General features: G+C 39.3%; 32 protein-coding genes. 1 reads left to right on the top strand and 31 read right to left on the bottom strand.

What is annotated here, in order from left to right:
* Positions 1-5: 5 nt before the first annotated feature.
* The 4 genes from bshA to A4245_RS20515 all read right to left on the bottom strand — a co-directional run bounded on the left by bshA (position 6) and on the right by A4245_RS20515 (position 2,841).
* Positions 6-1,148 carry an N-acetyl-alpha-D-glucosaminyl L-malate synthase BshA gene (gene bshA, locus A4245_RS02910; RefSeq protein WP_067725496.1) on the bottom strand — a complete coding sequence of 381 codons (1,143 nt, stop codon included), beginning with the start codon at positions 1,146-1,148 and terminating at the stop codon, positions 6-8.
* Positions 1,145-1,567: a methylglyoxal synthase gene (gene mgsA, locus A4245_RS02905; RefSeq protein ID WP_067725495.1), complete on the bottom strand. Its 423-nt coding sequence runs from the start codon at positions 1,565-1,567 to the stop codon at positions 1,145-1,147. Before mgsA ends, bshA begins: the two co-directional genes overlap by 4 nt.
* Before the next feature lie 132 nt (positions 1,568-1,699).
* Entirely contained in the window at positions 1,700-2,494 is a 795-nt protein-coding gene (gene dapB, locus A4245_RS02900) for a 4-hydroxy-tetrahydrodipicolinate reductase (RefSeq protein WP_067725494.1), read from the bottom strand.
* Between the two features lie 14 nt (positions 2,495-2,508).
* Entirely contained in the window at positions 2,509-2,841 is a 333-nt protein-coding gene (locus A4245_RS20515; protein ID WP_067725623.1) for a nucleotide pyrophosphohydrolase, read from the bottom strand.
* A 185-nt stretch (positions 2,842-3,026) separates the two neighbouring features.
* Here A4245_RS20515 and A4245_RS02890 point away from each other — a divergent pair, with 185 nt between their 5' ends.
* Positions 3,027-3,899, top strand: a complete 873-nt coding sequence (locus tag A4245_RS02890) for a YitT family protein (protein ID WP_199860642.1) — start codon at positions 3,027-3,029, stop codon at positions 3,897-3,899.
* Positions 3,900-3,949: 50 nt separating this feature from the next.
* On the opposite strand, the gene A4245_RS02885 is transcribed toward A4245_RS02890, so the two are convergent.
* From A4245_RS02885 to A4245_RS02755, 27 genes are all read right to left on the bottom strand, one after another.
* Positions 3,950-4,630, bottom strand: coding sequence for a zinc metallopeptidase (locus A4245_RS02885; RefSeq protein WP_067725493.1), 681 nt, complete (start codon positions 4,628-4,630; stop codon positions 3,950-3,952).
* A 56-nt stretch (positions 4,631-4,686) separates the two neighbouring features.
* Positions 4,687-4,965 (bottom strand): sporulation protein YpjB, encoded by a 279-nt coding sequence (locus A4245_RS02880; RefSeq protein ID WP_067725491.1) that lies wholly within the window; start codon positions 4,963-4,965, stop codon positions 4,687-4,689.
* A 245-nt stretch (positions 4,966-5,210) separates the two neighbouring features.
* The gene (gene lhaT, locus A4245_RS02875; RefSeq protein WP_067725490.1) at positions 5,211-5,783 is read right to left on the bottom strand and encodes a lipoprotein heptaprenylglyceryl N-acetyltransferase LhaT; all 573 of its coding nucleotides are present in this window, start codon (positions 5,781-5,783) and stop codon (positions 5,211-5,213) included.
* Positions 5,784-5,915: 132 nt separating this feature from the next.
* Complete coding sequence (locus tag A4245_RS02870; protein WP_067725489.1) at positions 5,916-6,689, bottom strand: menaquinol-cytochrome c reductase cytochrome b/c subunit; 774 nt, start codon at positions 6,687-6,689, stop codon at positions 5,916-5,918.
* Positions 6,690-6,704: 15 nt separating this feature from the next.
* Positions 6,705-7,379 (bottom strand): menaquinol-cytochrome c reductase cytochrome b subunit, encoded by a 675-nt coding sequence (qcrB, locus tag A4245_RS02865; protein WP_067725488.1) that lies wholly within the window; start codon positions 7,377-7,379, stop codon positions 6,705-6,707.
* Between the two features lie 6 nt (positions 7,380-7,385).
* On the bottom strand, positions 7,386-7,898 hold the full coding sequence (locus tag A4245_RS02860) for a QcrA and Rieske domain-containing protein (RefSeq protein ID WP_067725487.1): 513 nt from the start codon (positions 7,896-7,898) through the stop codon (positions 7,386-7,388).
* A gap of 162 nt (positions 7,899-8,060) precedes the next feature.
* Entirely contained in the window at positions 8,061-8,522 is a 462-nt protein-coding gene (locus A4245_RS02855) for a YpiF family protein (protein WP_067725486.1), read from the bottom strand.
* A gap of 94 nt (positions 8,523-8,616) precedes the next feature.
* Positions 8,617-9,186, bottom strand: coding sequence for a ReoY family proteolytic degradation factor (locus tag A4245_RS02850; protein WP_067725485.1), 570 nt, complete (start codon positions 9,184-9,186; stop codon positions 8,617-8,619).
* A 30-nt stretch (positions 9,187-9,216) separates the two neighbouring features.
* Positions 9,217-10,485 (bottom strand): tetratricopeptide repeat protein, encoded by a 1,269-nt coding sequence (locus A4245_RS02845; protein WP_067725483.1) that lies wholly within the window; start codon positions 10,483-10,485, stop codon positions 9,217-9,219.
* Between the two features lie 136 nt (positions 10,486-10,621).
* Positions 10,622-11,908 carry a 3-phosphoshikimate 1-carboxyvinyltransferase gene (aroA, locus tag A4245_RS02840; protein WP_067725481.1) on the bottom strand — a complete coding sequence of 429 codons (1,287 nt, stop codon included), beginning with the start codon at positions 11,906-11,908 and terminating at the stop codon, positions 10,622-10,624.
* A 26-nt stretch (positions 11,909-11,934) separates the two neighbouring features.
* Positions 11,935-13,038 (bottom strand): prephenate dehydrogenase, encoded by a 1,104-nt coding sequence (locus A4245_RS02835; RefSeq protein WP_067725479.1) that lies wholly within the window; start codon positions 13,036-13,038, stop codon positions 11,935-11,937.
* The gene (gene hisC / locus A4245_RS02830; protein WP_067725476.1) at positions 13,038-14,141 is read right to left on the bottom strand and encodes a histidinol-phosphate transaminase; all 1,104 of its coding nucleotides are present in this window, start codon (positions 14,139-14,141) and stop codon (positions 13,038-13,040) included. Before hisC ends, A4245_RS02835 begins: the two co-directional genes overlap by 1 nt.
* A 3-nt stretch (positions 14,142-14,144) precedes the next feature.
* Complete coding sequence (aroH, locus tag A4245_RS02825) at positions 14,145-14,519, bottom strand: chorismate mutase (RefSeq protein ID WP_067725474.1); 375 nt, start codon at positions 14,517-14,519, stop codon at positions 14,145-14,147.
* Positions 14,516-15,574 (bottom strand): 3-dehydroquinate synthase, encoded by a 1,059-nt coding sequence (gene aroB / locus A4245_RS02820; protein WP_324609837.1) that lies wholly within the window; start codon positions 15,572-15,574, stop codon positions 14,516-14,518. Before aroB ends, aroH begins: the two co-directional genes overlap by 4 nt.
* Before the next feature lie 14 nt (positions 15,575-15,588).
* Positions 15,589-16,758 carry a chorismate synthase gene (aroC, locus tag A4245_RS02815; RefSeq protein ID WP_067725467.1) on the bottom strand — a complete coding sequence of 390 codons (1,170 nt, stop codon included), beginning with the start codon at positions 16,756-16,758 and terminating at the stop codon, positions 15,589-15,591.
* A gap of 131 nt (positions 16,759-16,889) precedes the next feature.
* Positions 16,890-17,663 carry a CheR family methyltransferase gene (locus A4245_RS02810; RefSeq protein WP_067725465.1) on the bottom strand — a complete coding sequence of 258 codons (774 nt, stop codon included), beginning with the start codon at positions 17,661-17,663 and terminating at the stop codon, positions 16,890-16,892.
* 146 nt (positions 17,664-17,809) lie between these two features.
* Positions 17,810-18,256 (bottom strand): nucleoside-diphosphate kinase, encoded by a 447-nt coding sequence (gene ndk, locus A4245_RS02805; protein ID WP_067725455.1) that lies wholly within the window; start codon positions 18,254-18,256, stop codon positions 17,810-17,812.
* A gap of 75 nt (positions 18,257-18,331) precedes the next feature.
* Complete coding sequence (gene hepT / locus A4245_RS02800; RefSeq protein ID WP_067725453.1) at positions 18,332-19,303, bottom strand: heptaprenyl diphosphate synthase component II; 972 nt, start codon at positions 19,301-19,303, stop codon at positions 18,332-18,334.
* A gap of 67 nt (positions 19,304-19,370) precedes the next feature.
* Positions 19,371-20,078: a demethylmenaquinone methyltransferase gene (gene menG / locus A4245_RS02795; RefSeq protein WP_067725452.1), complete on the bottom strand. Its 708-nt coding sequence runs from the start codon at positions 20,076-20,078 to the stop codon at positions 19,371-19,373.
* 3 nt (positions 20,079-20,081) lie between these two features.
* Entirely contained in the window at positions 20,082-20,885 is an 804-nt protein-coding gene (locus A4245_RS02790; protein WP_067725451.1) for a heptaprenyl diphosphate synthase component 1, read from the bottom strand.
* A 99-nt stretch (positions 20,886-20,984) separates the two neighbouring features.
* Positions 20,985-21,209 (bottom strand): trp RNA-binding attenuation protein MtrB, encoded by a 225-nt coding sequence (gene mtrB, locus A4245_RS02785; RefSeq protein ID WP_067725450.1) that lies wholly within the window; start codon positions 21,207-21,209, stop codon positions 20,985-20,987.
* Between the two features lie 269 nt (positions 21,210-21,478).
* Positions 21,479-21,751 carry an HU family DNA-binding protein gene (locus A4245_RS02780; protein WP_010650679.1) on the bottom strand — a complete coding sequence of 91 codons (273 nt, stop codon included), beginning with the start codon at positions 21,749-21,751 and terminating at the stop codon, positions 21,479-21,481.
* Between the two features lie 366 nt (positions 21,752-22,117).
* Positions 22,118-23,596: a stage IV sporulation protein A gene (gene spoIVA / locus A4245_RS02775; RefSeq protein ID WP_067725449.1), complete on the bottom strand. Its 1,479-nt coding sequence runs from the start codon at positions 23,594-23,596 to the stop codon at positions 22,118-22,120.
* Between the two features lie 209 nt (positions 23,597-23,805).
* Positions 23,806-24,534: a hypothetical protein gene (locus A4245_RS02770; RefSeq protein WP_067725446.1), complete on the bottom strand. Its 729-nt coding sequence runs from the start codon at positions 24,532-24,534 to the stop codon at positions 23,806-23,808.
* A 20-nt stretch (positions 24,535-24,554) separates the two neighbouring features.
* Complete coding sequence (locus A4245_RS02765) at positions 24,555-24,761, bottom strand: DUF2768 domain-containing protein (RefSeq protein ID WP_407668347.1); 207 nt, start codon at positions 24,759-24,761, stop codon at positions 24,555-24,557.
* Between the two features lie 376 nt (positions 24,762-25,137).
* Positions 25,138-25,398, bottom strand: coding sequence for a stage VI sporulation protein F (locus A4245_RS02760; RefSeq protein WP_067725442.1), 261 nt, complete (start codon positions 25,396-25,398; stop codon positions 25,138-25,140).
* Between the two features lie 63 nt (positions 25,399-25,461).
* Positions 25,462-26,496: an NAD(P)H-dependent glycerol-3-phosphate dehydrogenase gene (locus A4245_RS02755; RefSeq protein ID WP_067725440.1), complete on the bottom strand. Its 1,035-nt coding sequence runs from the start codon at positions 26,494-26,496 to the stop codon at positions 25,462-25,464.
* Between the last annotated feature and the right edge of the window lies 1 nt (position 26,497).

Below are 26,497 nucleotides of genomic sequence, written 5' to 3'. Positions count from 1 at the left end.
CAAAATCACCATTTTCTTTCTGATTGCTTGTTTATAACTTTATCATAAAGCTGTACATACTCATTAACAATCTTACGGGATTCAAAGCTTTCCTTGCTGTGCTCCAATGCATTTTCTGAGAATTGATTCAACAATCGGTCGTCTCGTAATAACTGTAAGGCATATTTGACCGTAGCATCTATATCTCCCAACTCAACAATATATCCGGTTTCCTCATGTCTGATAACTTCTGGGATTCCTCCAATATTCGTCCCAATACACGGAACGCCGCATGCCATTGCTTCCAAGAGCACCAGCCCGAAGCTTTCCTTCTCCGATAATAACAATTTCAGATCTGCAATCGACAATAGTTCACTGATATTGTTCTGCTTGCCAAGAAAAAGCACTTCTTCTTGAATATTCAATTTTTCAGTGAGCTGTAGCAAATCCGAATATTCCGGACCATCTCCAATAAGAAGAAGCTTGCTTTTTACTTGTTTTCTAATTTCATTAAAGGAATAGATGATGTCTTGTACACGTTTTACTTTACGGAAATTGGATATATGTATAAGAACTTTTTCACTGTCTTTAATTCCGTATTGTTCCTTGAGTGATGGAATACTTTTTTTATGGTATTCCGCTTCGTTGACGAAATTATAGATGACGGATATTTCTTTTTTCAGATCCAGCATTTGCTCTGTCTGATGAACAAGACTGCTGGAAACAGCTGTCACGGCATCTGATTTCTCTATGCCGTGTTTGATTATTTTTTTGAAAGTATGATCAATACCAAGTACCGTAATATCCGTCCCATGAAGTGTAGTTACTATCTTTACATCATGTTCGGCGATATCTTTAGCCAATATGGCACAAATAGCATGTGGCATTGCATAATGTACGTGCAGAATGTCCAGTTTCTCCCGATCAATCACTTCAGCCATCTTTGCTGCAAGAGCAAGGTCGTATGGCGGAAATTGAAAAACGGGATAATGGTTTAATTCTACTTCATGATAAAAGATCTTCGGGTGAATCTTATTCAGACGAAAAGGGATACTGGAGGTTATAAAGTGAATTTCATTTCCCTGTTCTGCAAGTAGCATACCCAGTTCTGTAGCGATGACCCCTGAGCCGCCTACAGTTGGATAGCATGTAATTCCTATTTTTTTCACCTGTTCCCTTCTTTCTGCTGTCTTTCTTTAATAACTTCTCTCCATTTTAAATCACCACGTTCAAGCCCGAGAAGAAATATCTCCGATGCAGCAATATTTGTCGCGAGCGGTATTTGATATACATCACATAACCGCATCAGTGCACTCACGTCAGGTTCGTGAGGCTGCGCGGTCAATGGGTCACGGAAGAAAATGATCATGTCCATTTCATTAGTGGCGATCATTGCCCCTATCTGCTGATCTCCCCCAAGTGGCCCCGACTTAAATCGAAATATGTTTAATCCGGTTGCTTTTGTTATTAATTTTCCCGTCGTTCCCGTAGCATACAATTGATGCTCCTCTAGTATGTGGGAATATGCAAGACTGAAATTTATCATGTCTTCTTTCTTTTTGTCGTGTGCAATCAGAGCAATATTCATAGATACCTTCCTTTATCATAACTCAGCAGTATTTTTAATAAAATAAGAAAGTGTAAATGTTGGCAGCAATTAATGTTTAGACATAACCAGCCACGTCCAGCTCCTTGGAATGCATGAACGATAGGAGACTATTTATAAGATATTCTCCAGCCCATAAGCGAGTTCGTTCATATCCATGACTTTAAAGACGGATAATTTGATTCCTTCCATAAAGGAGTCACGATTTAATGAATCATGCTTAATGGATAAAGTCTGACCGGAGCTGCCGAAAACTACCTCCTGATGTGCGACAAGGCCAGGCAACCGTACACTGTGGATTCGCATGCCATCCATTTCACCGCCACGGGAGCCTCTAATTGTTTCCTCTTCATCAGGATGACCTTGGTTTTTATGGCTTCTTGTTTCCATGATCATTTCTGCTGTTTTTTTGGCTGTGCCCGATGGAGCATCCAATTTTTTGTCATGGTGCTTCTCTATAATTTCTACATCGGAAAAGTACTTTCCTGCCATTTGTGAAAACTTCATCATCAAAACAGCTCCAATAGCAAAATTAGGAGCTATGATGCAACCCGTGTTTTTCGCCTTCGCTAACTGTGAAAGCTCGATAATCTGTTCATCGGTAAACCCGGTAGTCCCTACCACTGGTCTGATGTTGTTATCCAATGCCGTTTTCGTATGATGATATCCAAACTCGGGAACGGTGAGGTCGATAAAAATGTCTGCTTTTACTTGCTTAAAGCATTTATCGATATCCTCATAAACAGGTACGTTCATATCTGGCAGTCCTTCTATGTCTTTTAATTGTTGACCGTTATATTTTCTGTCGATGCACGCTACCAATTTAAAATCAGGTTCATTTTTTACCATTTTTACTGCTTCAGATCCCATTCTTCCTCGTGGGCCTGCCAATATAATATTTATTGCCATTCTTATTGTCTCCTTTAATCTTTTCGGGTCCAGCGTTCCTTGTCCCTTGTTTCAATTTTGTTTATTGCAATGTCAAACGATTCTGAGAGATCAATTTCAAGCGAATTGGCGAAACAGGATAGCACAAAAATAATGTCCCCCAATTCCTCCTCAATTGTCTTTTCTTTCTCAGTAGATTTTTTTGGTTTTTCTCCGTAGTAATGGTTTACCTCTCTGGCCAATTCTCCAATCTCTTCCGTCAATCTTGCCATTAAAGACAAAGGAGAAAAGTAACCTTCCTTATACTGCGAAATATAGTCGTCAACTCTTTTTTGAATTTCTTTGGTATCATATACTGGTGTATCGATAGGTAATACCTCTCTTCTATCCTTTTCTCTTATCCATGTTAGCGAAAAGGAGTTGCTTTGACAAATTTTTAATACAGGAATAATAAAATTGTTCTTATAAAATTTATTATCTATAATGGATTTAATTGGAAAATAGAATATGAACGGCATAAAAGGGTATAGACAATCGTCAGGAGGCATTACATATGATATATGGAATGAAACTAAGAAATATCTTTTTCATTTTACTCGGCTCTGCGATATTTTCTTTTGGTATTGTTCATTTTAATATGCAAAACAATCTAGGGGAAGGCGGTTTTACTGGTATTACACTGTTGCTTTACTTTCTGTGGAATTGGGATCCTGCTATTACAAATATCATTCTGAACATACCGGTTTTCTTTGTAGGATGGAAGTTTCTGGGGAGAAGTACCTTTTTGTATACGATTATTGGAACTATCGCTGTGTCCATATTTTTAAGGATCTTCCAGTCATATCAATTTTTCATTCCTCTGGAAAACGATATGACACTGGTTGCCCTCTTTGCGGGGGTTTTTATCGGAGTCGGGCTAGGAATTATATTTCGATTCGGCGGCACAACCGGTGGCGTGGATATTATAGCAAGGCTTGTAAATAAATATGTCGGCTGGAGTATGGGCCGTACAATGTTCCTATTTGATTTTATTGTCATCGCAACTTCCGTTTTTGTTATTCTCGACCTTGTGGAAGGTATGTACACATTGGTGGCTGTTTATGTGGGAGCACGAGTGATTGATTTTCTTCAGGAAGGAGCTTATTCAGCTAAAGGAGCAACAATCATATCGTGTAAAAGCAATGAGATTTCTGAGAGGATTCTTTCATCGATGGATCGTGGAGTCACTATACTGGATGGTCGAGGAAGTTATTCAGGTGAGAAAAGAGATGTTCTCTATTGTGTTGTAGCAAGAAATGAAATTGTGAAGCTGAAGAGCATTATTAACACGATTGACCCACATGCATTTGTAGCAGTTACAACTGCACACGATGTCATGGGAGAAGGTTTTACACTCGATGAAAATAAAAACCCAATAAATGATTAATCATATAAAAGAACAAATGAAAAGGGATGACATAGGGTCATCCCTTTAAACTATTCTCTGCTTGCAAGGTAAATCAAAATAAATCTGACCAATTCAGCTACAGCAACTAGAGCAGCTGCGACATATGTCAATGCTGCCGCATTGAGAACTTTTTTTGTGTCTCTTTCTTCGTTATTCCGTATTACACCGGCTGATACCAACTGAGACATCGCACGATTGGATGCATCAAACTCTACAGGGAGTGTTACAAGCTGGAATAAAACAGCGGCTGACATAAAGATAATACCGAAAAGGAACAAGTTCATTGCACCCATAAGCATACCTGCTATGATTAAAAAGAAAGAGATGTTTGATCCAAAGTTTGCAATTGGCACCAAAGCACTTCTGAATTTCAAAAACACATATTCCTGCTGATCTTGAATAGCGTGTCCGACTTCATGGGCCGCTACAGCGGAGGAAGCCATTGAGCGTCCATGATAAATGCCTTCAGAAAGCTTGATCACTTTTTTCCTTGGATCATAGTGATCGGTTAAAGTACCTTTTGTTTGTCCGATTTGTACATCATATAATCCATTTTCATCCAATATTTTACGGGCAACCTCTGCCCCAGTCATAGAAGAAGATGTTGGTCGTTTTGAGAACTTTGTATATGTGCTTTTCACTTTAGCCTGTGCCCACATTGGTATGATCAGCAACAAAGCTATATAAATCAGGTAACTGCCTAAACCCATTTCCATTCCTCCATTATTTTGTTTATCTAAGGTCAATTTTAGTCAAATTCCTGTATTTAGTCAACTGATTTGTCCTTTTTCGCCTCTTCTTTTGATTTCACTTCTGCATTATATTTTTTCCAGCTTACATAAGATAATGTACAAATTATAGAACCTCCAACAATAGAAGCTGTCCAAATAAGCATCGTAATATCCATATTGTTTTTCTCTTCTAACACTTCGGTATTATTGATGGTGCTTGCCTCGGCCAAAATGGAACCGAATTGGATATAAATTAAAATCCCTATGAGTGCTGCTGTTGTGATCTGAACAAGAAGTCTTCTTCTGTTTACCATAGAGATCACCTCATATACTTGTTATTATTCAAGTGTATGATGAAATAACGCAGCATATAACAGTAACTTAATATTCCCTTTTTCGCAAAATAAGAAAATATAAATTTTTGGCAGCAATTAATCTTTACACATAAACAGCCACGTCCAGCTCCGGTTCCTAGAAACTCCTGTCATAAGCAAAGGACATTCCAAGAGCCAAACCCTTGCGCTTTCCAGTCCCTTGCTAGCATTGAGTTTCTGATCAGTCACCTCCGCTTTTGATCGATGGTCAACCAATAAGCTATAAAAATAGACAGTATGCTCAGCCAAAAGGTGAAATAACCAATTTCACTCATATAATTATTTAGTGAAGAATAAGATGGCATCATCCCAAATAAATAATCAATGACATCATTATGAAGTGTCCATATCGAAGCAACTACAATATGACGTAATTTGATTTTGTAAAAAGGAGCGTAAAGCAGCCCCTGAATGGCCATTCCAGCATGAGAAGCCATGAGCATATACCCCTGCCATCCTAAAGATCCTTCCACAATCAATGTGAGCAGATTCATCACCACTGCCCATGTGCCGTATTTAAATAAGGTAATTAGAGAAAGTGCTTCAATATAAGGAAGGTTTCTGCCAAACAGGAAAAACAATAAAAAAATTGTAAAGAATAAACTCGCCGTAGGACTATCCGGCACAAAAACCAAAAATATGTCTGGTGTAATGGCAAGTTGCCCCTTATACCAATAATAACCATAGATTGTACCAAAGAAATTAATCAGGAATAGTAAAAAAACGAATTTTTTGTCCTGGAGTATGTATTTGATCATTATTTTTATCCTTTCTTACTTGCATAAGTGCAACTACGGTATTCGCCCAAAGGCTCGGCGTATGCCAAGTTTTCTAATATGACTATGTAAAAACACCTTCACCAGCATAGATGGTAAAGGTGTTTTAGTAAATTATTCTGCGGATTCATTAACGGTAATAATAAAGTCAACTAACTGTTCGAGCTCTTCATCAGATCCCTGGAACTGGTCAGGTGGCATAGAGCCAATACCGTTTACTGCAATATCAGCAATTTCTTCAGCCGAAAGGTCTAATCCAACAAGTGAAGGACCTGCTCCACCTTCCAATTCAGCGCCATGACATGCGAGGCAGCTGTTTTCATAGGAAGCATAGCCAGGATGCTCTGTGTCGATGTCGACTTCAGCTGTCGGAACTGGCTTGTTCGCTTCTGCACGGCCTTCCCAATCAACATGTGCTGCGGAAGTATACGTTAACCAGATTACTGACACCAATCCTAGCAGCATCATTCCAACAGCAACAGGACGTTGATGCGGCCTGCGTCCAGGACCATTGTCCAGGAATGGTGCAAGCAGGAGTGCACCAAATGCGATTCCCGGTAGAATCAGGATACCCATAAGCGTCCAGTCTCCACTTGCAAATTCATATTTTAATAGTTCGTACAGAAATAAGAAGTACCAATCTGGCAGAGGTATATAAGCTGCATCTGTTGGATCAGCCATCCCTTCAAGTGGTGATGGATGAGCTAATGTCAAACATAAAAACCCAACTAGAAAGACTGCACCAGCCAACCATTCTTTTAATAAAAAGTTGGGCCAAAAAGCTTCTGTCCTTCCAGGATACTCAGAATAATCTTTCGGTATATTTGGTTTCCTTTCAGCAGAGATACGTGAATCTCCGACAAATTTCATACCTTTACCCTTATGCATCACTTGCCCTCCTTTCTATAGTGGTCCGGATATACCTTGTCTGCGAATTAAGATAAAGTGTACTGCCAATAGTGCAAATAATGCTGCCGGCAGGAAGAATACATGGATTGCAAAGAATCGGGTCAATGTCTGTGCACCGACAATTGTTGCATCTCCAGCCAATAATGTTTTTAATTGCATTCCGATAAACGGAACCTGTTCAGCAATTTCCAGTCCAACCTGTGTTGCGAAATAAGCTTTGTTGTCCCAAGGTAATAGATAACCAGTAAAACCTAAACCGAGCATTACGAAAAAGATCAGCACTCCAACTACCCAGTTAAGTTCACGTGGTTTTTTATAAGCACCTTGGAAGAATACGCGTAACGTATGTAATAATAGCATTACAATAACAACACTGGCGCCCCAATGGTGCATTCCCCTTACTATTTGTCCATGAGCTACCTCAGTTTGCAAATAATAAACGGACTGCCAGGCATTTTCAATATCCGGAACATAGTACATTGTCAGAAACATTCCGGAAAGGATTTGAATTACTACAACGAAAAAGGTTAATCCCCCGAAGCAGTAAACAAACGCAGAAAAATGATGGGCCGGGTTAACATGCTCTGGAACTTCATGATCGGCAATATCCCGCCATATCGGCGTAATATCTATACGATCATCAATCCAATCATATATTTTCTGTAACATAAATCATTACGCCTCCCCTCGTGGTCTCGCATCGCCCAGGAATAACATGCCATCCCTGACTTCCTGCTCATATTCATCCAATGGAGCTAATGGTGGTGTACCAGGAACATTGGTCCCATCCTTGTAATAGCGTCCATCATGACATGGGCAGAAATACTCGTTTGGATGCTGTTCACTGCCTTCCCATGAAACAACACAACCTAAGTGTTTACAAATTGGGGAAAAAGCTACAATTTCATCATCGTCATTTCGATAAACCCATGCAGAGCGATTAACTTCAGATTCATACCAGCCATCTACCTGGTTAACGCTCCAATCAATTCGCTGAGGCTCTGAAGTAATATCTTCAACAGCTAAACCTACGTTTGCAAGATCACCTGCTGAGGAATCCTTCAGGACAGGATCGACCGCCATTCTTATCGGAGAAATAAGCAGGCCGGCTGCCATAAACCCCCCTACCCCTGTAAGCGTATAGTTTAGAAACTGTCTACGGGATACTTGCTGTTTTTCATCACTCATGATTTTCCCCCCTCTTTACATTAATCACGGACTTATGCAATTTATTTCAGATTACTAGGACAATACAATGATAGCGCAATCTTTTTATTCGGTCAATCTAAAACCATATTCAGTGGCAAAAGATTAGACAAATTTCTGGATTTTTTGATTGAATCCGTCACATTATTGCCAGTAAGAACGAATCAATTCAGCAGTCTGTCCTACTTGGTCACGAATTATACGGTGCATTTCTTTTGAGTTTATTTCCCCTGCCTGTACAGCCGGAATCCATAAAAGATTGTCGTTTATATCCTTCTCATGCTTCTTCCAGCCTGAATCAAAGGTTATGTGTACGATTTGTGAAAACGGCTGCTCTTTCATATCCTCAGCCCACATTTTCAGGCGGTGGATCTCCGTGTTTTTATCTGCTGAATTTAAGTAATGATAGCTCGGTGCAAGCATGATTCTTCCTGTCAGCTCTTTCTCAATTTCATTTGCCAGAATATGCATCACCTCAGCTTGAGAGGCATATTTTTCAGCCTGATCATCTTTGGAAAGCTGGATAGGGATTAATGGCAAGAGAATCGTATCTATATATTCTTTAGCTTGTACATATTGCTGGAGATCATCTTTTCTCCATTTCATCGGTCATCTTCCTTTCATGGCTTTTTACTTGTTGCTTACATATTGTCCCATTCATAAATCTTATCTTATATAGGCAAAAAAAATCAACCTGTTCCTACTTATGGTCAGGCTGATTGAAATTTGATGATTTTAACTCGTTTAATCTATCTGTCAGACGCTGGAATTCTTCCAGATTCATGTCATCGAGGGCACGGTCGATTTCCGTCAGTAAGCTATTTTTTTTATATTCATATAGTGAATGACTCAGTATTTGATTGGCAAGGTCTTTATCATGATTCGTTATATAGTAGTCCACAGGAATAAAAGGATTTTCTTCAAGGACGGATGCATAGTATGAATGCTGATTTGATTTTTTGAAATTTAATTGCAAATATAAAGGTTCATTCTGGTTCAGTCTGATCTCATGGAAAGATTTTTCAGCATCTGTCGTAACAAGGTGGTTTTTATAAAAGCGAAAAGGTACTTCTTCTGAACAGTGACTGGTCATCATGATTCCTCTTGGACAATATTTCACATCTCTGACAAAATGGACATTTGCCAGCAGCTCATTGTGGTTGACAAGGTAGTTAAGTATCCATACACTTTCACGTTTTTTCAGACGATAATGATTCAGGAACCACTGGATGAAGCTTTTTTTGTCCTTCGCTGTTACAGGAGATATCATCGTTTTCCCCCCTTCTTAAATTACAAGATACTATTGATCCCATTCATACGTTTGTTTTAAACGGCTCAGATATGCTTCAGCATCTTCATCGAGAGGTTGCAGTGAACAATAGGACTCAAAGATCGGTATGGCATCTTTAATCCTGCCCTCTTCAGTTAGGAAGTAACCGTATTCCTTTAGGAAATCACTATCCTGATTTAAACTATTATATGCTTCACGGTAGTATTTTAATGCCTCCTCAAACCATTCATTTTCATTAAATGCCCGAGCAAGTTCCCAATCATATAATGGGTCATCTGCACCGGTTTTTTTAATTTCCAATAACAATTCGCTTATTTTCGAAAAGCTTCCGTTCTTTTTGAAAAGCTCAACCGAAAAGAGAACGGCCTCTTTGTAATCGGGATCAAGTGCAATTGCTTCACGAATGAATTTTTCACTTTCGTCATCCTGTCCCAATTGATGGGCGACAGAACCAGCTATAAAATATAACTCCTTATTAAAAGCATCTCTTTCAATTCCTTTTTTAGCTATCTCAAGTGCCTCTTCAACCAAACCCTCGCCCTCATATGCTTTGGCGAGTTGATAATAGACAGTATGATAATCTTCATCGATTTCCAGAACATGTTCCCAGGCCTTGATGGCAATATCTGTTCTATCTGCCTGGTATGCTGTTACCCCATGCTTAAAAAACTTATCGGCATTTTCGTTTCCGTCTTCTTTAAAATAGGTCAGTGCCTTTTCATATTCCCCTGCTGCTGCATAAGATTCACCGAGCCGGTCATCCAATGAAATGTGGCCGACTTCATTTTGGTTGTTTTTCACTTTTTCGTAATAGGTAATTGCTTTCACATATTCGCCAATGGAAAAATACAATTCCCCTAGCGCAAAATCGATTACAACCTCATTTGGTGACAGTTGCTTGGCTGTGAGCAACTTTTGTTCAGATACCTCAAATAATCCTTGTGCCTGATATAAATCTGCAAGTTGAACAAGCGCTTGTATATAAGCCGGATCATCTCTTTCAATCTCATTCAGCAGCGTGATTGCCGGTTCGTCCTCTTCCAACTCGATAAATATATCGGCAAGGGAGATTTTAAGATCGTTTTCTTCAGGAAATTGCTGGAGTAATTCTTCTAATATCAGTCGGGCTTCCTGAAGAAATCCCCATTGCATGTAAAGTTCCGCTATCGTATATTTTTCATCAACATTTGCTTTTGTCAAATAGTTATCAAGCAGGTTGATTGCTTTCTCGGTTTGATTGTTTTCTACTAGCTGTACTGCTTCCATAATGGTGTCCATAATGAACATCCTCTCTAAAACTGCAAAATATAACTGTTGTCAGCTTTAATAATACCGAAAACGGGGTGTTAGTTCAAATTTGCGAATTAAAAAGAATCTGCAGGCTTGCAGATTCTTTAATAAGGTAAGTACTAAGTTATTTCAGTGATTTCAGGTCCTTGAAAAAATCAGGGTAGGAAATGGAAATACAGGATATATCGTCTATTATTACATCATCTGCCGTTATTAATGAAGCGATGGCTCCCATCATGGCGATGCGATGGTCGTCGTAGGAGGAAATGCTGCCACCATTCAGCTTGGTTTTCCCTTCTATAACCATACCATCCTCTGTTGGTGTGATATTTGCGCCCAACGTATTTAAAACATCGCAGACAGCAGTTATCCTATCCGTTTCTTTGACTCGGAGCTCTTCTGCATCTTTAATGATTGTCGTTCCTTCAGCCTGACTGGCAAGCAAGGCAATGACAGGTATTTCATCAATTAACCTTGGAATGATTTCACCTTCAATGGTTATTCCTTTTAATGAGTGATAGGAAATTTGGATGTCACCTATCAATTCCCCGCTGACAGTTCGTTCATTTTCGATTGCTATATTTGCCCCCATTTTTTGAAGCACTTCGATTATTCCGTTTCTTGTCTCGTTTAACCCGGTGTTTTTCAGACGAAGTTTACTGCCAGGAACAATAGCTCCAGCAACAAGAAAGAAAGCTGCAGATGAAATATCACCCGGAACATGGACATTTGTTGCCTTCAATTGGTTTTTTCCTGTAATGACAGTCGTATACCCATCGGAAGTAATATCAGCACCAAAAGCTTTAAGCATATTCTCTGTGTGATTCCTTGTAGGAGTTTGTTCGGTCACCCTCGTTTCCCCTTCAGCCAGGAGGCCGGCCAAAAGGATTGCGGACTTGACCTGTGCACTTTTAACCGGCAAGGTATAGTCAATACATTTGAGTTTACTTCCTTTTACTGATAAAGGAAGTAAATTTCCGCTATTTCTTCCATCTATATTTGCTCCCATTTGCCTTAATGGGTTGACAACACGATTCATTGGCCGTCTTGACAACGAATCATCACCAAAGACGGTTGTAAAGAATGGCAGTCCGGAAAGTATTCCGAGCATAAGCCTTGTTGTTGTCCCTGAATTACCGAAATTTAAAGGCTGTTTCGGTTCGGACAAAGCAGATATTCCATTACTTTCAATGACAAGACTTTCCCCATCCTCTTGTATAGTCACTCCCATTTCACGAAAAGCATTTACGGTTCTCATACAATCTTCCCCATCTAAAAAATGGGTGACTTTTGTAGTTCCCTGAGCAAGAGAGCCGAAAATTACTGCACGATGGGAAATCGATTTATCACCTGGAATATTGATTTCGCCGGACAAAGCCTGATTAAAAGGTTTAAGTACTTTTTCGTTCACTGTAACCACTCCTTTACCACCGTTTTCTATTGTTGGATCATTGTTTCATAACCTTTGCTTTTCAATAATGTTGAGCTTTTTAATTGGGCCTCTTTTGTATAGAAGCTCAATCTCAAGACCCCCATGATATCTTCCCGAACTTCAAGAATTTCGATGTTTTTAATACTGACATCTTCATCTGCAAGTAATTGAACGACAGATGCAAGTGTCCCGGTCTGGTCACGGATATCAACATACACATCGTAAAAGGAAGGGATGGCCCCTTTTTCTGATTCGGCCAGCCCATCACGATAAAGCTTTGCTCTTTCAAGGTATGTAATCATTTGTTCCTTCTGATCATTATCGAGCAGAACCTTCAAATCCTTCATTTCTGCAATCCACTCTTCCAGTAGAATAGACATCTTATTTCTATTGTGGTAGAAGATGTCCTGCCACATTTTAGGATTACTTGAAGCGATTCTTGTAATATCCCGAAATCCACCTGCAGCCAGCTTGGGTAAGAATGAATGGGTATTTTCCCATTTTTTTGCCTGGTGAACTAATGAGGAAGCAATTAGATGAGGGAAATGAGAAACCACTCCCGTCATTTCATCATGCTCATCCGGCTTCAAAACGACAAATTTGCTTTTGGTATTCATCAGAATTTCCTGTAAGGCTTTCACTTCAGCTTCACTGCTTTCCTTTACAGGGGAAAGCACATAGATCGCGTTTTCGAATAAATGGGCTTTCGCAGCCTGAACACCTTTCTTGTGAGAGCCTGCCATTGGATGACCGCCAATAAACGTGATCTTTTCATTGGTAAAATGTTTCGCTGCATCAATAATCGGACTTTTAACAGATGCTGTATCCGTGACAATCACATTCTTATAAAAGCGGATTGTATTTATTTCTTTCATCAAAGAAATTGTCTCGGAAATAGGAGCGGCCAATATAATAAAGTCTGCCTTCGATGCAGATTCAGCAAAATTTGTACTTGATTCATGAATGATCCCGTTTAATAGAGCGAATTGCAATGATTCCTTGTTGAGGTCATAACCTATAATATGATTTTTTTTTGCTGCTGCCATACTCTTAGCAAGAGATCCCCCAATCAATCCCAAGCCGGCAACGAGTATATTGACTTTTTCCATTATTGCACCTTCGCTTTTTCTTCATGAAATTTTAAAAGTAATTGCTGAAGTTCTTTCATATCTTCTTCTGTTCCAAGGGAGATTCTTACTGTATTTGGTATCCCAAGTAATTCACCTGGTCTGACAATAAATCCGTTTTCTATCAGATATTGAAAAACCTCCATTCCGCTCACGGGCGTGGAAACAAGTAAAAAGTTTGTTTCAGAATCATAATATGGCCACTTGATGCGATCCAGGAACGTTTCAAAAGAAGCTTTTACGGTTTTATTTTTTTCATAGGTATTCTCGATAAACGCTTGATCTCCAAGAGCGATGACGGCTGCTTTTTGGGCAATGGATGTAGTATTGAATGGACCTCTGACTTTATCCAACGTTGTTATAATGTCGCTGCTTGAGATTCCGTATCCGATACGGAGTCCCGCTAACCCATATGCTTTCGAAAACGTACGCATCGTGATCAGGTTCTCATAGTTATCCATATGGGATAAGGCATCTGGGTCTGCTTCCTTATCCATATATTCATAATAAGCTTCATCAAAAGCTACCAGCACGTGTTTTGGACATTTACTCATAAATGACAGAAAATCGTCTTTTGGAATAACTGCCCCGGTAGGATTATTGGGCGAACAAAGCCATACAATTTTCGTGCTTTCATCAATCGCTTCAAGCATACGATCCAAGTCATGGTAGCCATGTTCATCTGTTGGAATTTCTCTTACCGTTGCCCCTTCAATCAATGCATAATGCTTATATTGTGGAAAAGTTGGTGCAGCCATTACTACATTTGACCCGGGCTGCAGAAAAGAGCGGCAAAGTAATTGAATGACTTCTTCCGTACCACTCCCAAATATTAATTGGTTTGGTTGAATGTTTAATTTATCGCTTAAAGCCATTCTTACTTCCCCTGTATAACCATCCGGATAGATATTAAATTCTGGCAGTCCGTCAGAAAGGACGTCTTTTACCTGTTCTGAATAACCATATGGATTTTCATTTGAAGCGAGCTTTACGATATGATTCAATCCGAATTCTTCCTGTATTTCTTTTGTTTGTTTTCCCTGCTTATATGGGCTGAGTTGATTTAGAATAGGTTTGCCTTCCATAAGTTATTCTCCTTTATTCTTTACTAAATCAGGGCGTAATTTTACTGCATCATTATGAAAAACATGCTGGATGCTTTCCTGCGCTTCATTTGTATTTACGACCATCATTACGCGTATACATTTTGGCAGACTTCCAGGTACATCTATTTCTGCCATACACATAACAGGAACATAAGTCCATCCCTCGATTTCTCTAAGTGCTTTTGCAGGAAATCCTGCATTCAAATCTCTCGTTACAGAGATAAAAACATGGGAAATATCATTGGGTTCAATATTATTAATTTCCACCATTTCTTCAACCAGTTTTCTCGTGTTTTCCAGCATTTGATCTGCATTATTGTCTGAAACTGTCGTTGCTCCGCGTAGACCTCTAGTCATTTTCCCACCATCCTAACAATAAACGATTTTAAGTACTTATCAATATCAGAATCTTCCAGTTCCTTCACTACCGGAAGACCCACTTCTGTTAACAGGACCATTTGTATTCTGCTTTTAACTGATTTCTTATCCGATTTCATTTTATTGATAAGTCGCTCCGTATGATAATCGATACCGTGTAATGGATAGCGATTATTTTTTAACAAGTGCAATAGTTTTTCAAAAGGCAGTTCTTCATCAAATAACTGTTCACTGACATGAAGTGAAAACAACAGGCCAATGGCTACAGCTTCCCCGTGAGTGAGTTTCCCATAGCCCAGGTCGGATTCGAGAGCATGCCCCAGTGTATGGCCGAGATTCAAATGTTTGCGAACCCCGGACTCTCTCTCGTCCATTTCCACAATATGAGCTTTTATTTTAATTCCAAGCTCAAGGTGGTTCTTTAACTGAGTCTTTTTCACATTATAAATATCCGTTTTGAGTAAAGAACCGAAAAACTCACGATCGGCAATTAATGCTTCTTTAATCAGCTCGGCATACCCAGAACGTATTTCTCTCTCACTTAATGATCCCAACGTATCGATATCATAGATAACAGCTGCAGGTGGATAAAAATTACCAATAAGGTTTTTACCTAATTCATGGTTGATTGCCACCTTGCCTCCAACACTGCTGTCATGTGCGAGAATGGTTGTAGGCATCTGGATATAATCGATTCCCCGCATAAAGGTTGCTGCTGCAAAACCAGCCAGATCTCCAACGACCCCACCGCCAAGCGCGATTATTAATGACTGCCGATCCAAACCGTATTTTATTGCTTCCGTATGCAATTGATAATAGGTTTCTATATTTTTTGATTGCTCTCCCGCCTGGACAATTGATTTGAAGACGGGTTTACCAGGAAAATTTCTCAAGATATCATCCATATACAATGCTGCCACATTATCGTCGGAAACTACCAGAATCGATGAATAGTCTTTCTTTAAATACTCGTTTAATCGAAAACGAATAGATTCGCCGACCGTAATGTAGTAGGAATTTGTACTGGACTTCACGAAAATATCTTCCACTAAAAACACCTGATTTCTTCACGGTAGTCATCGATCGCTTTTTTAAGTAGTGAGAAACGGTCACTTGGAAACTGTTCCGTAATTGCTTTGGCAATTTCAAATGCGACTACATGCTCCATAACAACAGATGCAGCAGGTACAGCACAAGCGTCAGATCGTTCAACCGTTGCTTTGAATGGTTCCTTCGTTTCAATATCAACGCTTTGCAGTGGTTTTTTCATTAGGGTAGGAATTGGCTTCATGACCCCTTTTACAACAATAGGCATTCCGGTAGTCATGCCACCCTCAAAGCCTCCGAGTCTGTTGGATGTTCTATAGTACCCTGTTTCTTCATCCCAGGCGATTTCGTCATGGACTTGACTTCCAAACAGTTCTGCTGCCTGAAAACCGATACCAAATTCTACCCCTTTAAAAGCGTTAATGCTGATCACACTTCCGGCAATTCTGCTGTCAAGTTTGCGATCATAATGTACATAGGAACCGACACCGGCAGGCATCCCCTCAACATAGACCTCGCAGACTCCGCCAATTGAATCACCTTCGCTTTTAGCTTTATCAATGGCATCCATCATTTCCTGTTCTACATTTTGATCGAGTACCATAACAGGTGATTCCTGTGAAATTCTGATTCGCTCCTGGATGGTTAAGGATTCCTTTTCTTCAGCTCGAATACCGGCAATTTCTTTTACGTAGCCGCATACTTCGATCCCTAGTTGCTTTAACAATGTCTTGGCAACTGCTCCTGCTGCTACACGTGCAGCAGTTTCTCTCGCTGAGGAGCGTTCCAGTATGTTCCGCATATCACGGTGACCATATTTTAATGCCCCATTTAAATCTGCGTGTCCAGGACGTGGTTTTGTCACGACACGTCTCATTTTTGATTCATCTTCCATTGGATCTTCACCCATAATGTCTGTCCAATGTTTGAAATCATCGTTATGTATTACTAGAGAAACGGGAGAGCCTAATGTATAGCCATGTCTGATACCGCTTGTAATTTCGACAAGATCCTTTTCGATCTGCATCCTTTTGCCACGCCCATATCCTCCCTGACGCCTTAATAATGACTCGTTTATATCCTGTTTCAACAAAGGCATTTGCGAAGGAAGCCCTTCAATAATTGTTGTCAGCTGTTTTCCATGAGATTCCCCAGATGTTAAGTAGCGCAATGTACCATTCTCCTTTACAGTAAATTATTGTAATATTGATAAGTATAAAGTTTTTCTAATTACTATATCATATCTGCTTTTACTTATGTTGCATTTATTCAAAAAAAATCTTTTCACCCGAAAACGTAATTTTAAGCTTTTTGATAAAAAAATGTTTCTGCTAGATGAAGGGTATATTTATTGGGATTGAAAATCTGTTCGGTACTGCCGACGAACAGGACACCATTCTTCTTAAGAGAATTGCTGAAATTGCGATAGATTTGTTCTTTTGCCTGATCTGTAAAATAAATCAGAACGTTACGGCAAATGATCAGATCAATAGTTTCCGGGTATGGATCTGACAATAGATTATGCTTTTTGAAAGTGATATTCTTTTTTAATGATTCATCAATCTTATACAGGCTGCCGGTTTGTGTGAAATGCTTCTTTATAAGCCTGTCTGGCAGTTCTTTTAAAGCTTGCTCTGAATATACACCCTGTTTTGCCTTTGCCAGCACGTTAGCATCTATATCTGTGGCAAGAAGTTGAATTCTCGCATTCGGAAAATGTTCTTTTGCCATAAGGGCCAGACTGTATGGTTCCTCACCTGTTGAACAAGCTGCACTCCATATGGATATTCTTTTATTGTTTTTCAAAAGCATAGGAAGTATGCTGTCTTTTAGGACATCCCATCTCTTTGGATTTCTGTAAAACTCGGATACGTTTATCGTTAATCGGTCCGTAAATTCGTTCAGCAGTGTGTCATCCTTATTCATGGCTTTAAAATAAGATACATAGCTGTCAAATCCTCTTTTATTCCGCAAAGTAGTTATACGCCGCTTCATTTGATTCTCTTTGTATAAGCTTAAATCAATTCCCGGTTTTTTCTTTACGAGCTGTATAAATTCCATGTAGTCATCTTTCATGAATTAGCGCCTCTTCCATCCATAATTAATTGTTAAAAAACCCCCGTTACGATAAACGGAGGTTAATTTCAGCAGGTGGAAAGTATAACGCTTCCCTTTCTGCAAAAGCGCAACAAAGGCCTGGTGATATGCCAAGTTTTCTAAAATTAATACACCCATGCGCTATTTTCTTTTGTGTAAGAAACGATTTCTTTTTCATCAAAGAATAAAGAAATCTCTCTTTCCGCGCTTTCAGGTGAATCAGATCCGTGAATGATATTCTTTCCTACAGTCACGCCGAAATCCCCACGAATAGTGCTTGGTGCTGCTTCGACAGGGTTTGTTTTACCCATCATGTTACGTGCAGTTGCAATAACGTTTTCACCTTCCCACACCATGGCAAAAACCGGACCGGAAGTAATGAAGTCAACAAGTTCTCCGAAGAAAGGTCTTTCTTTATGTTCAGCATAATGCCGCTCGGCAAGTTCATTGGAAATCAACATCAATTTAGCACCTGCAAGCTTATAACCTTTTGATTCAAAGCGTTTTACAATCTCACCAATTAAATTGCGTTGTACCCCATCAGGTTTTACCATTAAAAACGTTTTTTCCATTTTCCCACCCCATCGTATGTATTAAAAAACTAACCTTTATGATTCTATCAAATTTTCTCAAAAATGACAATTGAATTATGAGCGGCGTTTCCCAATATATTTTGCTATATCCTGAAGGGTAAGTTTCGCCCTTGAATGTGGCAGTGGATCAAGTGCCGTCAACGCTCTTTCCAGATAACGGTCACTTAGTTTATATGACTTCCTGATGGCATCTGTTTGTTTTAGCTTTGTCAAAATAATTTTCATAGATTCTTCATCCACCATATCGGGATTTGCGAAGGTTTCGTGAATCATCTCTTTAAAGTCCTTATCCTCCAAGGCATAAAGGACCGGAAGAGTGATATTTCCCTGCAGGAGATCGTTCCCTGCCGGTTTCCCAAGTTCCTTGGCAGATGAAGTGAAATCCAGAATGTCATCTATAATCTGATAGGACATTCCGATGTTATACCCATATTGATATAATCTGTCCGCGTTTTTTTCATCCAGCCCACTGACAATCGCACCCAATTTACAGCTGCTTGCGATAAGCAATGCGGTTTTACGTTTAATTCTTCGCAAATAATCTCGAAGACTCTGATCCCATACATATTTATCTTTAATCTGTTCAATTTCCCCAATGGATACTTCCACAAGTGTCCTGGAAAGTAAGCGGTGTACGTTAGGGTTTTTGATTGTCGTCACTTCTTCCAAAGCCCGGGACAGAATGTAATCGCCTGTATACATTGCTACACGATTGCCATATAGGGATTTGGTCGTCGGCTTGCCTCTGCGCAGCTCTGCTTCATCAATCACATCGTCATGGACAAGTGTAGCCATATGGATCAATTCAAGAGAAACGGCAACCTTTTTTATACTGTTAAGGTCGTAATCTCCCAATTGACCTGCAAGCAAAACAAAAACAGGGCGAATTCTCTTTCCCCCTGCGTCCAATAATCCAATGGATGCTTTGCGCAATACAGGATGTTCTGCCTGAATACTTTCATGTAATGCAGATTCGATTAGATCTAGATCTTTTTTTAAAAACCCATAGATTTTTGGTAGTCTCATTTATTTCACCTAATTTTACCTTGAAAAATAGTAATCGCATCCTTGATTGAATGTGATACCTGCTTTATTATTTTTTGAAGCCCATATGCATCGCAGCAACCCCGCCTGTGTAACTCTTAACGTCAACGTGGGAAAACCCTGCCTCCAAAAACATTTGCTTCAATTTCTTTTTATCTGGAAAATCTTTTGCCGACTCCTGCAGCCAGGAATATTCTTTATAGCTTTTGGCAAATAGTCTTCCAAGCAATGGCATGATGAACTGGAAATAAAAATAGTAACCTTGTCTGAAGCCAATCAATGTTGGCTGTGAGGTTTCCAGACATACGACTTTTCCACCTGGTTTAACGACTCTGTACATTTCTTTTAAAACTGTCATATAGTCCGGAACATTTCTTAATCCAAAGCCAATTGTGACATAATCAAACGTATTGTCTCCAAAAGGAAGTTCCATTGCATTTCCATGAATCAGTTCCAATTGGTTAAGCTTTAGTTCCTCTTTTTTCTTTTCGGCAACAGAGAGCATATTTTTGCTGAAGTCGAGGCCAGTGACATTTCCGTCTTCTCCGACAGCTTCTGACAGGGATATCGACCAGTCGCCTGTTCCGCAGCATACATCAAGTGCACGGGCCCCTTTGGATACATTCATTCGCTTCATGACGTCTTTTCGCCATGCTTTATGGCGTTGAAAAGAAATTATAGAATTCATGGAATCATAATTTGGATAAATTTTCTCAAAGACATGATGCACTCTTTCTTCTTTTGATTGTTCCTGCATTACTTAACCTTCTTCCACTATTGAGGAATGATGAAATTCCATTTCGTCAGTTCTATTGATCACATAGTTTTTTAGAAATAAGTATTTTTCCGGAAGCATGGAAATGGAGCTGTTTATTTTAGCTTTTGTTTCCTGGTTTAGGACATTCATTTTAGTAAGAAAGGATGTATAATTGCTATTTTGATCAATATCCAGCCATTTTTCATATAGTGGAAAAATACCATTATTCTTTGCTTCCGATAACTCGGCAGTTAATCTATCTGTGAGCAGCCAATCAGCAATCAATTCATGGATTGAACTGTCATCATATATATGTTGTGTAACATGTGTAATCACTGTCGAATCAATTTTCTTTATTACATCAATAAACTCTGCAAGTGACTCCACTTCTTTATAGTAAAGTTGTATTTTATACTCATTGATTTTCTTTATAGAAGTTGCAAGCGTATGTATAAAATCAAAGTCTTCTATTTCAGATAAAAATAAATAATATAAACCACTGTAATAGTCGCCAGCTAAAACCCTCAGTTGCTTTGCGAGTTTATCTTCTTTTGTTTCATCCGTGTCATTCCTTGCAGGGACGAGTTCATGTGTATCAAGGGCAATTTGCACCAACATCGCTGTGATGACGTATTGTTCCTTTTGTATTGGATTAAGAGATACCTTATGATCGACCAAGGAAGTTAAGATTCTCAGCTTTTCTTTATCAAATTTGGGCTTTTTTAAATATTTTTCAAGATATTTGTGGTGTATTTTATCTTCCAGAAGTCCCGCTAAGTTATCGATGTCTGTGACAGAAGTATTCAAAGATATCACCTGGGCCCTTTCATCCTTTCAAGTGCTCTAGTTATTATAGCATATTTTGACTGTCATAAAAATGATTGAATCATGACGAAAGGGAAACTGCTAACTGTTTTCCATTTCTCCGTGACTGGTCTGGATCATTGCCCTTCCTCTTACTTTTACAGCTGAAGTATGCTCAGTAAATTGCGCAATCATCACTTCGCCCTTATCCAGTTTTTCAGAATGATGAAATTTCGTATCGTTGCCTCTAGTCAGGCCGATGACGCTCACACCGTCTTCCAAAGCTTTTATTACAAAAAAATCTGATTTAATGGTTGGTTCATACATATAGATTACCTGCCCTTTTTATATTAAATATGTCCTATAACCTAATTAAAGTCAATTAATTAAATCCTACACTTTCTACCAATAACAATAAGTTCAAGCACTTAAATGAGTTAATCTCAGAATGTCTTACATAATTATTGCCGTATATGTTGTAGCTCTCCTGATTCTATCAAGGCTTATTGTCAAACTTCGCTTTAGGAAGGTAGAGCTAAAATCTAAAAAAAGAAAAAGGGTACGTTTGATAACGTACCCTCTCGTGCCCTATGTAATTATTTTACACTATCTTTAAGGGCTTTTCCTGGTTTGAAAGCAGGAACTTTGCTTGCAGGAATTTCGATTTCTTCTCCAGTTTGCGGGTTACGGCCTTTACGGGCAGAACGCTCACGTACTTCAAAGTTACCAAAACCGATCAACTGTACTTTTTCACCATTTTTAAGTGAATCCATGACAGATTCGAATACTGCGTCTACAGCTTTTGTTGCGTCTTTTTTAGAAAGTTCGCTTTTCTCAGCTACTGCATTAACTAAGTCTGTTTTGTTCATGACATTCACCTCCTCCCAAAATGTTTAATTTGACATGGGAACAAATCAATTCATCGGAGTGAAAATTTGTTCTTTTGTTTGTCTGTTTAAACGAAAATGCCATCTGCTTCAAGTGATGACAAGGCTTATATTAACTGAGTTTGCAATAAAATTCAACAGAAAGTACCTATTTATCCAATATTTATTTGTTGAACAGCCTAAAATGTCTCCAAAAGCAGAGGGTGATTACCATTTTTTGGTAATCGGCGCCAAACCAGCAATAATAATGGTTAAAGCGATTCTTTATACATATACGACATCATTCCCACATTTCCTTCCGTTGAAACAATTTTTTTGAAATAAAAAAAGCAGCTTAAAAGCAAGCTGCTATAATATGATTGCTATTAACCCTCCAGAACCCTCGTTTATGATTCTTTCCAGAGTATCCTTCAGTTTGTATCTTGCATTTTCAGGCATTAATGAAATCTTCGCCTGTATGCCTTCTCTGACAATGGAGCTTAAGGATCTTCCAAATATGTCAGATTCCCAGATTGACAATGGATCCTCTTCAAAATCCTGCATTAAATATCGAACAAGCTCCTCACTCTGCTTCTCCGTTCCAATTATCGGTGCAAACTCGGATTCCACTTCTACTTTGATCATATGGATGGATGGTGCTACGGCCTTCAGCCGTACTCCAAATCGGGAACCTTGGCGAATGATTTCAGGCTCATCCAGCTGCATGTCTTCCAATGTTGGGGCTGCAATGCCATAACCGGTTTGCTTAACCATCTGCAGTGCTCCGGAAACTTGATCATACTCCCTTTTGGCAAAAGCGAAGTCCTGCATTAACTCCAGCAAATGGTCTTTCCCCCGAATTTCTTCACCCACTATTTCTTTCAGGATCTGATCGTAAAGATAATCTGGTGCATGCAAATCGATTTCAGCGATGCCATCGCCCATCTCCATACCGGCCAGGTTTGCTTTATCAATATATTCATATTCTGTAAAATTACCAACGATATGATCAACATCCCGAAGTCTTTTAATATCTTTTACTGTAGTCTGAATCGCTTCCTGATAGTTTTCCCGAAGCCAGTGGTTTTCTTTCAGGACCATAACCCAGCTTGGAAGATTGACATTTACCTCGAGAACCGGAAATTCATATAATGCCTCACGAAGAACATTGTACACATCATGTTCCGTCATGGACTCGATGCTCATGGCGAGAACAGGTATATCGTATTTTTCGTTGAGATCCTGACGCATTAGCTCTGTTTCCTGACTTGTTGGCTTTGTGGAGTTAACAACCATAATAAATGGTTTCCCGACTTCTTTAAGCTCTTCAACCACTCTCAATTCGGCTTCTTCGTAATCACTCCGTGGTATCTCACCAATGGAACCATCTGTCGTGACGACGACACCGATTGTAGAGTGTTCCTGAATTACTTTTCTCGTGCCGATTTCCGCAGCGTCATGGAATGGTATGGGATCTTCATACCATGGTGTATTTATCATTCTTGGGCCATTTTCGTCTTCAAAGCCTTTAGCACCTTCAACAGCATATCCGACGCAATCGACAAGCCTTACATTCACATCCAAACCTTCATCCACAGACAGCTTTACTGCCTGATTCGGGATAAATTTAGGCTCGGTCGTCATTATCGTTCTTCCTGCTGCACTTTGCGGTAATTCATCATGTGCTCTTGCTCTTTCACTTTCTTCTTCAATGTTCGGCAATACAACGAGCTCCATGAACTTTTTGATGAATGTCGATTTTCCCGTACGGACTGCTCCGACTATTCCCAGATAAATATCTCCATTCGTCCGTTTCGAAATATCTTTAAAAATATCAATTTTTTCCAAAAGATCCCCTCCCGATCTCCGTACTTTAATATGGACCACCCGCAATTTATTGACATTATGAGTCTATGATGTTGTCCTATTAAAATATGACTTGTTTAAGTCTTTTTAATAAAATAATTAAATCAATAGTCATTCAGGATGTAATAAATGCCGGAAATAAAAAAATCCCTTGCAACAATATATGTTACAAGGGAGCCAATATGATATGTTTATTCGTTTTCCATTAAAAAAACAGGTTCACCATCTGCAATCGTATACGGCAGAGAATATGCCGGCACGAATGGAGAATGATCAGCAAGCAGATAACGTATATCTTCCCCGTTGGTATATTCATGGTCATATTCGCTTAAAGCATGGTTTAAATCGATTCTGTAATCCGCGTACAGATTTCCGTCAACATCCATTATAATTGGAAGGTTTTCGCCTGAATATGGGCTGACTACAGTCGGTGGGTTATCCAACCCTAATTTATCGTAATCGATCGTATAGACACCTTCTGAAATCTTTTCCCCGTATGCAGGATACAAATGTTCACTGCGATAAAATTCGAGCTGGACATTAACACTTCTTATAGCCTCTGTCATGCGTAAATCAATCAGTCTAACTCTTGGATTATCTTCCGGAGTTATCAATGTATATTGGTAAACGCCGCCTGTTTCATAAGCATTTCCAGGAATTTCGGATAAGTACCCTTTCTCTTTCAATAAGCTGAAATCAATTAGGTATTTTTCAAAGATTGGTGTTTCATTAGGTTTTGTACGGATCGGTACCAAACCTTGTTGTTCTTCTTTATATTTGTCAACAGCCCGCTGGACCATCTCCAATTGTTCTTCATAAGGTATTTGATTTTGCTTCATTTCACTTTGCGGATATAGACACCCACTTAGGAGTAAAACGGAAAGCAATAAGCCAAATATGCCCGCATATGTATGTTTCACTTAAATAGCCTCCTTGTCAGCTACCGTGTCGGCCCGCTTAAAACTACATAAAGAATTATAAATCCACCCGTAATTAAACATAAGTATGCCAGAAATGTCACGATTCCGGCCAGCCATCCTCTTAGTTTATTTCTGCTTAACACTATTAAACCAATTGCCAGAATTAACAAAAACATTCCAACAAATGATATGTACATCATAAGCATTGAAACTGACAACGAATTCACCCCTGTTTTTCATTTTTCAAGAAAGTAAAAATTGATTGTTAATCGTTCAATTTCATACACAGACCCATTTAACGGTTCGCGGATACTATCATCATAAGAAATATGCATTCTAAGCTGATGAAAGACGCCTGTGCATTTGTTCCACAAGTATTAATTATAACATAAGCATTGAAAATGAACGTATTAAAATGATTTGACGTAATTTTATATAAATGTGAATTGATGGAGTTGCAAACAAATAAAACCCGAATTGAAGGGGGCATCTTCAGTTCGGGCCGACTAAATAAATTCCTTTGCAACTCTATCCATGAATGCTTGTGCGATTTATCTTATGCAGGGATTTGCTGTTACGTATCCGCAGGTTGCCCATGAATGATTAATTTTTGAAGAAATGGTTCAGTGACTGTATGTCCCCAGGCATTTTATTGTTGACGATGGACTGAACGATTTTATCTTCTTTCTCTTTTGATAAAGGTTTATCTGCCATTCGTGCCAGGTGCCGAACAAGGTTCCTCACTGTCTTTTCATCTGAAAAATTCGCATTCTTAACGGAATCTGCGACTTTAAATATATCATCCGGGTTGATATTTGAGTTTTTCTGTATTTTGTCAAACATTCCTTTTTGAAAATTATTCACTCGTTCTCCTCCTTGCTATGTTCACTCAACATAGTATATGCAGGGGGAGTGATAACGTGTTATTTATGAATAACGTTCACTAAGCAAGTTGGCAAGGTCATCCATCTCTTCCCGTTTGTCTCGATTCATAAGCTGCTCCACAACTTCTTTCGGATTCTTTTCTTCAAATAAAATTTGATAGATACCTGAAGTTATGGGCATTTCCACTTTCTGTTCTTTCGCAAACTGATAGGCAGCCTGAACTGTTCTGACGCCTTCAACCACCATACCCATTTCTTCGAGCACATCCTCCAGTTTGTTCCCTTTACCAAGTAGATTTCCAGCTCGCCAGTTTCGGCTATGGACACTCGTACATGTAACAATAAGGTCTCCCACACCCGAAAGGCCAAGAAAGCTCAATGGGTTAGCACCTAGTGATGTGCCGAGTCTTGCTATTTCAGCCAAGCCTCTCGTTATAAGAGCCGCTTTTGCATTGTCTCCGTAACCAAGCCCGTCTGAGATGCCGGCACCAAGGGCAATAATATTTTTTAACGCCCCGCCTAATTCTATGCCAAGTATATCGGTACTTGTATAGACACGAAACGTATCGCTGTTGAACAAATCCTGAGCAATTTTCGCATTTTCTATATTTACAGAAGAGACGGTTACGGTAGTCGGATGTCGTAAGGCAACTTCTTCGGCGTGACTTGGTCCTGATAGGACGACAATATCCTCGTAATCGTATTCTGGCATTTCTTCACTAATCATCTCTGAAACTCTTTTTAGTGTAATTGGTTCGACTCCCTTTGAAGCATGGATGATTGTGACGTTTTTATCCAATACATGGTTTAATTGCTGGCATACTTCCCGGATTGCTTTTGTCGGAACTACAAGGATGATTGCATTCACATCTTCAACAGCTTTTCCAATGTCATCATAAGCCGTAATCTGTTGCGGTATATCAACATCCAAATATCTTTCATTTCGATGGGTACGATTTATTAAATCAACCTGTTCCCGTCGATGAGACCATAATCTTACATTGTGGCCATTATCAGCAAGAACGATGCTTAAGGCTGTTCCCCAACTGCCAGCTCCCAAGATTGCAATATTTTTCATG

Source organism: Oceanobacillus damuensis (genome assembly GCF_001618145.1).
Classification (GTDB): domain Bacteria; phylum Bacillota; class Bacilli; order Bacillales; family Amphibacillaceae; genus Oceanobacillus; species Oceanobacillus damuensis.
This window is presented reverse-complemented; position numbering and strand designations above follow the sequence as displayed.

Bases quoted from the DNA above. Each gene is read 5' to 3' on its own strand.
- mgsA (WP_067725495.1), bottom strand. From the start codon at position 1,567: ATGAATATTGCTCTGATTGCACACGACAAAAAGAAAGAAGACATGATA.
- dapB (WP_067725494.1), bottom strand. From the start codon at position 2,494: ATGGCAATAAATATTATATTGGCAGGCCCACGAGGAAGAATGGGATCT.
- A4245_RS02890 (WP_199860642.1), top strand. From the start codon at position 3,027: ATGATATATGGAATGAAACTAAGAAATATCTTTTTCATTTTACTCGGC.
- A4245_RS02885 (WP_067725493.1), bottom strand. From the start codon at position 4,630: ATGGGTTTAGGCAGTTACCTGATTTATATAGCTTTGTTGCTGATCATA.
- A4245_RS02880 (WP_067725491.1), bottom strand. From the start codon at position 4,965: ATGGTAAACAGAAGAAGACTTCTTGTTCAGATCACAACAGCAGCACTC.
- lhaT (WP_067725490.1), bottom strand. From the start codon at position 5,783: ATGATCAAATACATACTCCAGGACAAAAAATTCGTTTTTTTACTATTC.
- A4245_RS02870 (WP_067725489.1), bottom strand. From the start codon at position 6,689: ATGCATAAGGGTAAAGGTATGAAATTTGTCGGAGATTCACGTATCTCT.
- qcrB (WP_067725488.1), bottom strand. From the start codon at position 7,379: ATGTTACAGAAAATATATGATTGGATTGATGATCGTATAGATATTACG.
- A4245_RS02860 (WP_067725487.1), bottom strand. From the start codon at position 7,898: ATGAGTGATGAAAAACAGCAAGTATCCCGTAGACAGTTTCTAAACTAT.
- A4245_RS02855 (WP_067725486.1), bottom strand. From the start codon at position 8,522: ATGAAATGGAGAAAAGATGATCTCCAGCAATATGTACAAGCTAAAGAA.
- A4245_RS02850 (WP_067725485.1), bottom strand. From the start codon at position 9,186: ATGATATCTCCTGTAACAGCGAAGGACAAAAAAAGCTTCATCCAGTGG.
- A4245_RS02845 (WP_067725483.1), bottom strand. From the start codon at position 10,485: ATGGACACCATTATGGAAGCAGTACAGCTAGTAGAAAACAATCAAACC.
- A4245_RS02835 (WP_067725479.1), bottom strand. From the start codon at position 13,038: ATGGAAAAAGTCAATATACTCGTTGCCGGCTTGGGATTGATTGGGGGA.
- hisC (WP_067725476.1), bottom strand. From the start codon at position 14,141: ATGGAAGGCAAACCTATTCTAAATCAACTCAGCCCATATAAGCAGGGA.
- aroH (WP_067725474.1), bottom strand. From the start codon at position 14,519: ATGACTAGAGGTCTACGCGGAGCAACGACAGTTTCAGACAATAATGCA.
- A4245_RS02810 (WP_067725465.1), bottom strand. From the start codon at position 17,663: ATGAAAGATGACTACATGGAATTTATACAGCTCGTAAAGAAAAAACCG.
- ndk (WP_067725455.1), bottom strand. From the start codon at position 18,256: ATGGAAAAAACGTTTTTAATGGTAAAACCTGATGGGGTACAACGCAAT.
- hepT (WP_067725453.1), bottom strand. From the start codon at position 19,303: ATGAGACTACCAAAAATCTATGGGTTTTTAAAAAAAGATCTAGATCTA.
- menG (WP_067725452.1), bottom strand. From the start codon at position 20,078: ATGCAGGAACAATCAAAAGAAGAAAGAGTGCATCATGTCTTTGAGAAA.
- mtrB (WP_067725450.1), bottom strand. From the start codon at position 21,209: ATGTATGAACCAACCATTAAATCAGATTTTTTTGTAATAAAAGCTTTG.
- A4245_RS02780 (WP_010650679.1), bottom strand. From the start codon at position 21,751: ATGAACAAAACAGACTTAGTTAATGCAGTAGCTGAGAAAAGCGAACTT.
- A4245_RS02755 (WP_067725440.1), bottom strand. From the start codon at position 26,496: ATGAAAAATATTGCAATCTTGGGAGCTGGCAGTTGGGGAACAGCCTTA.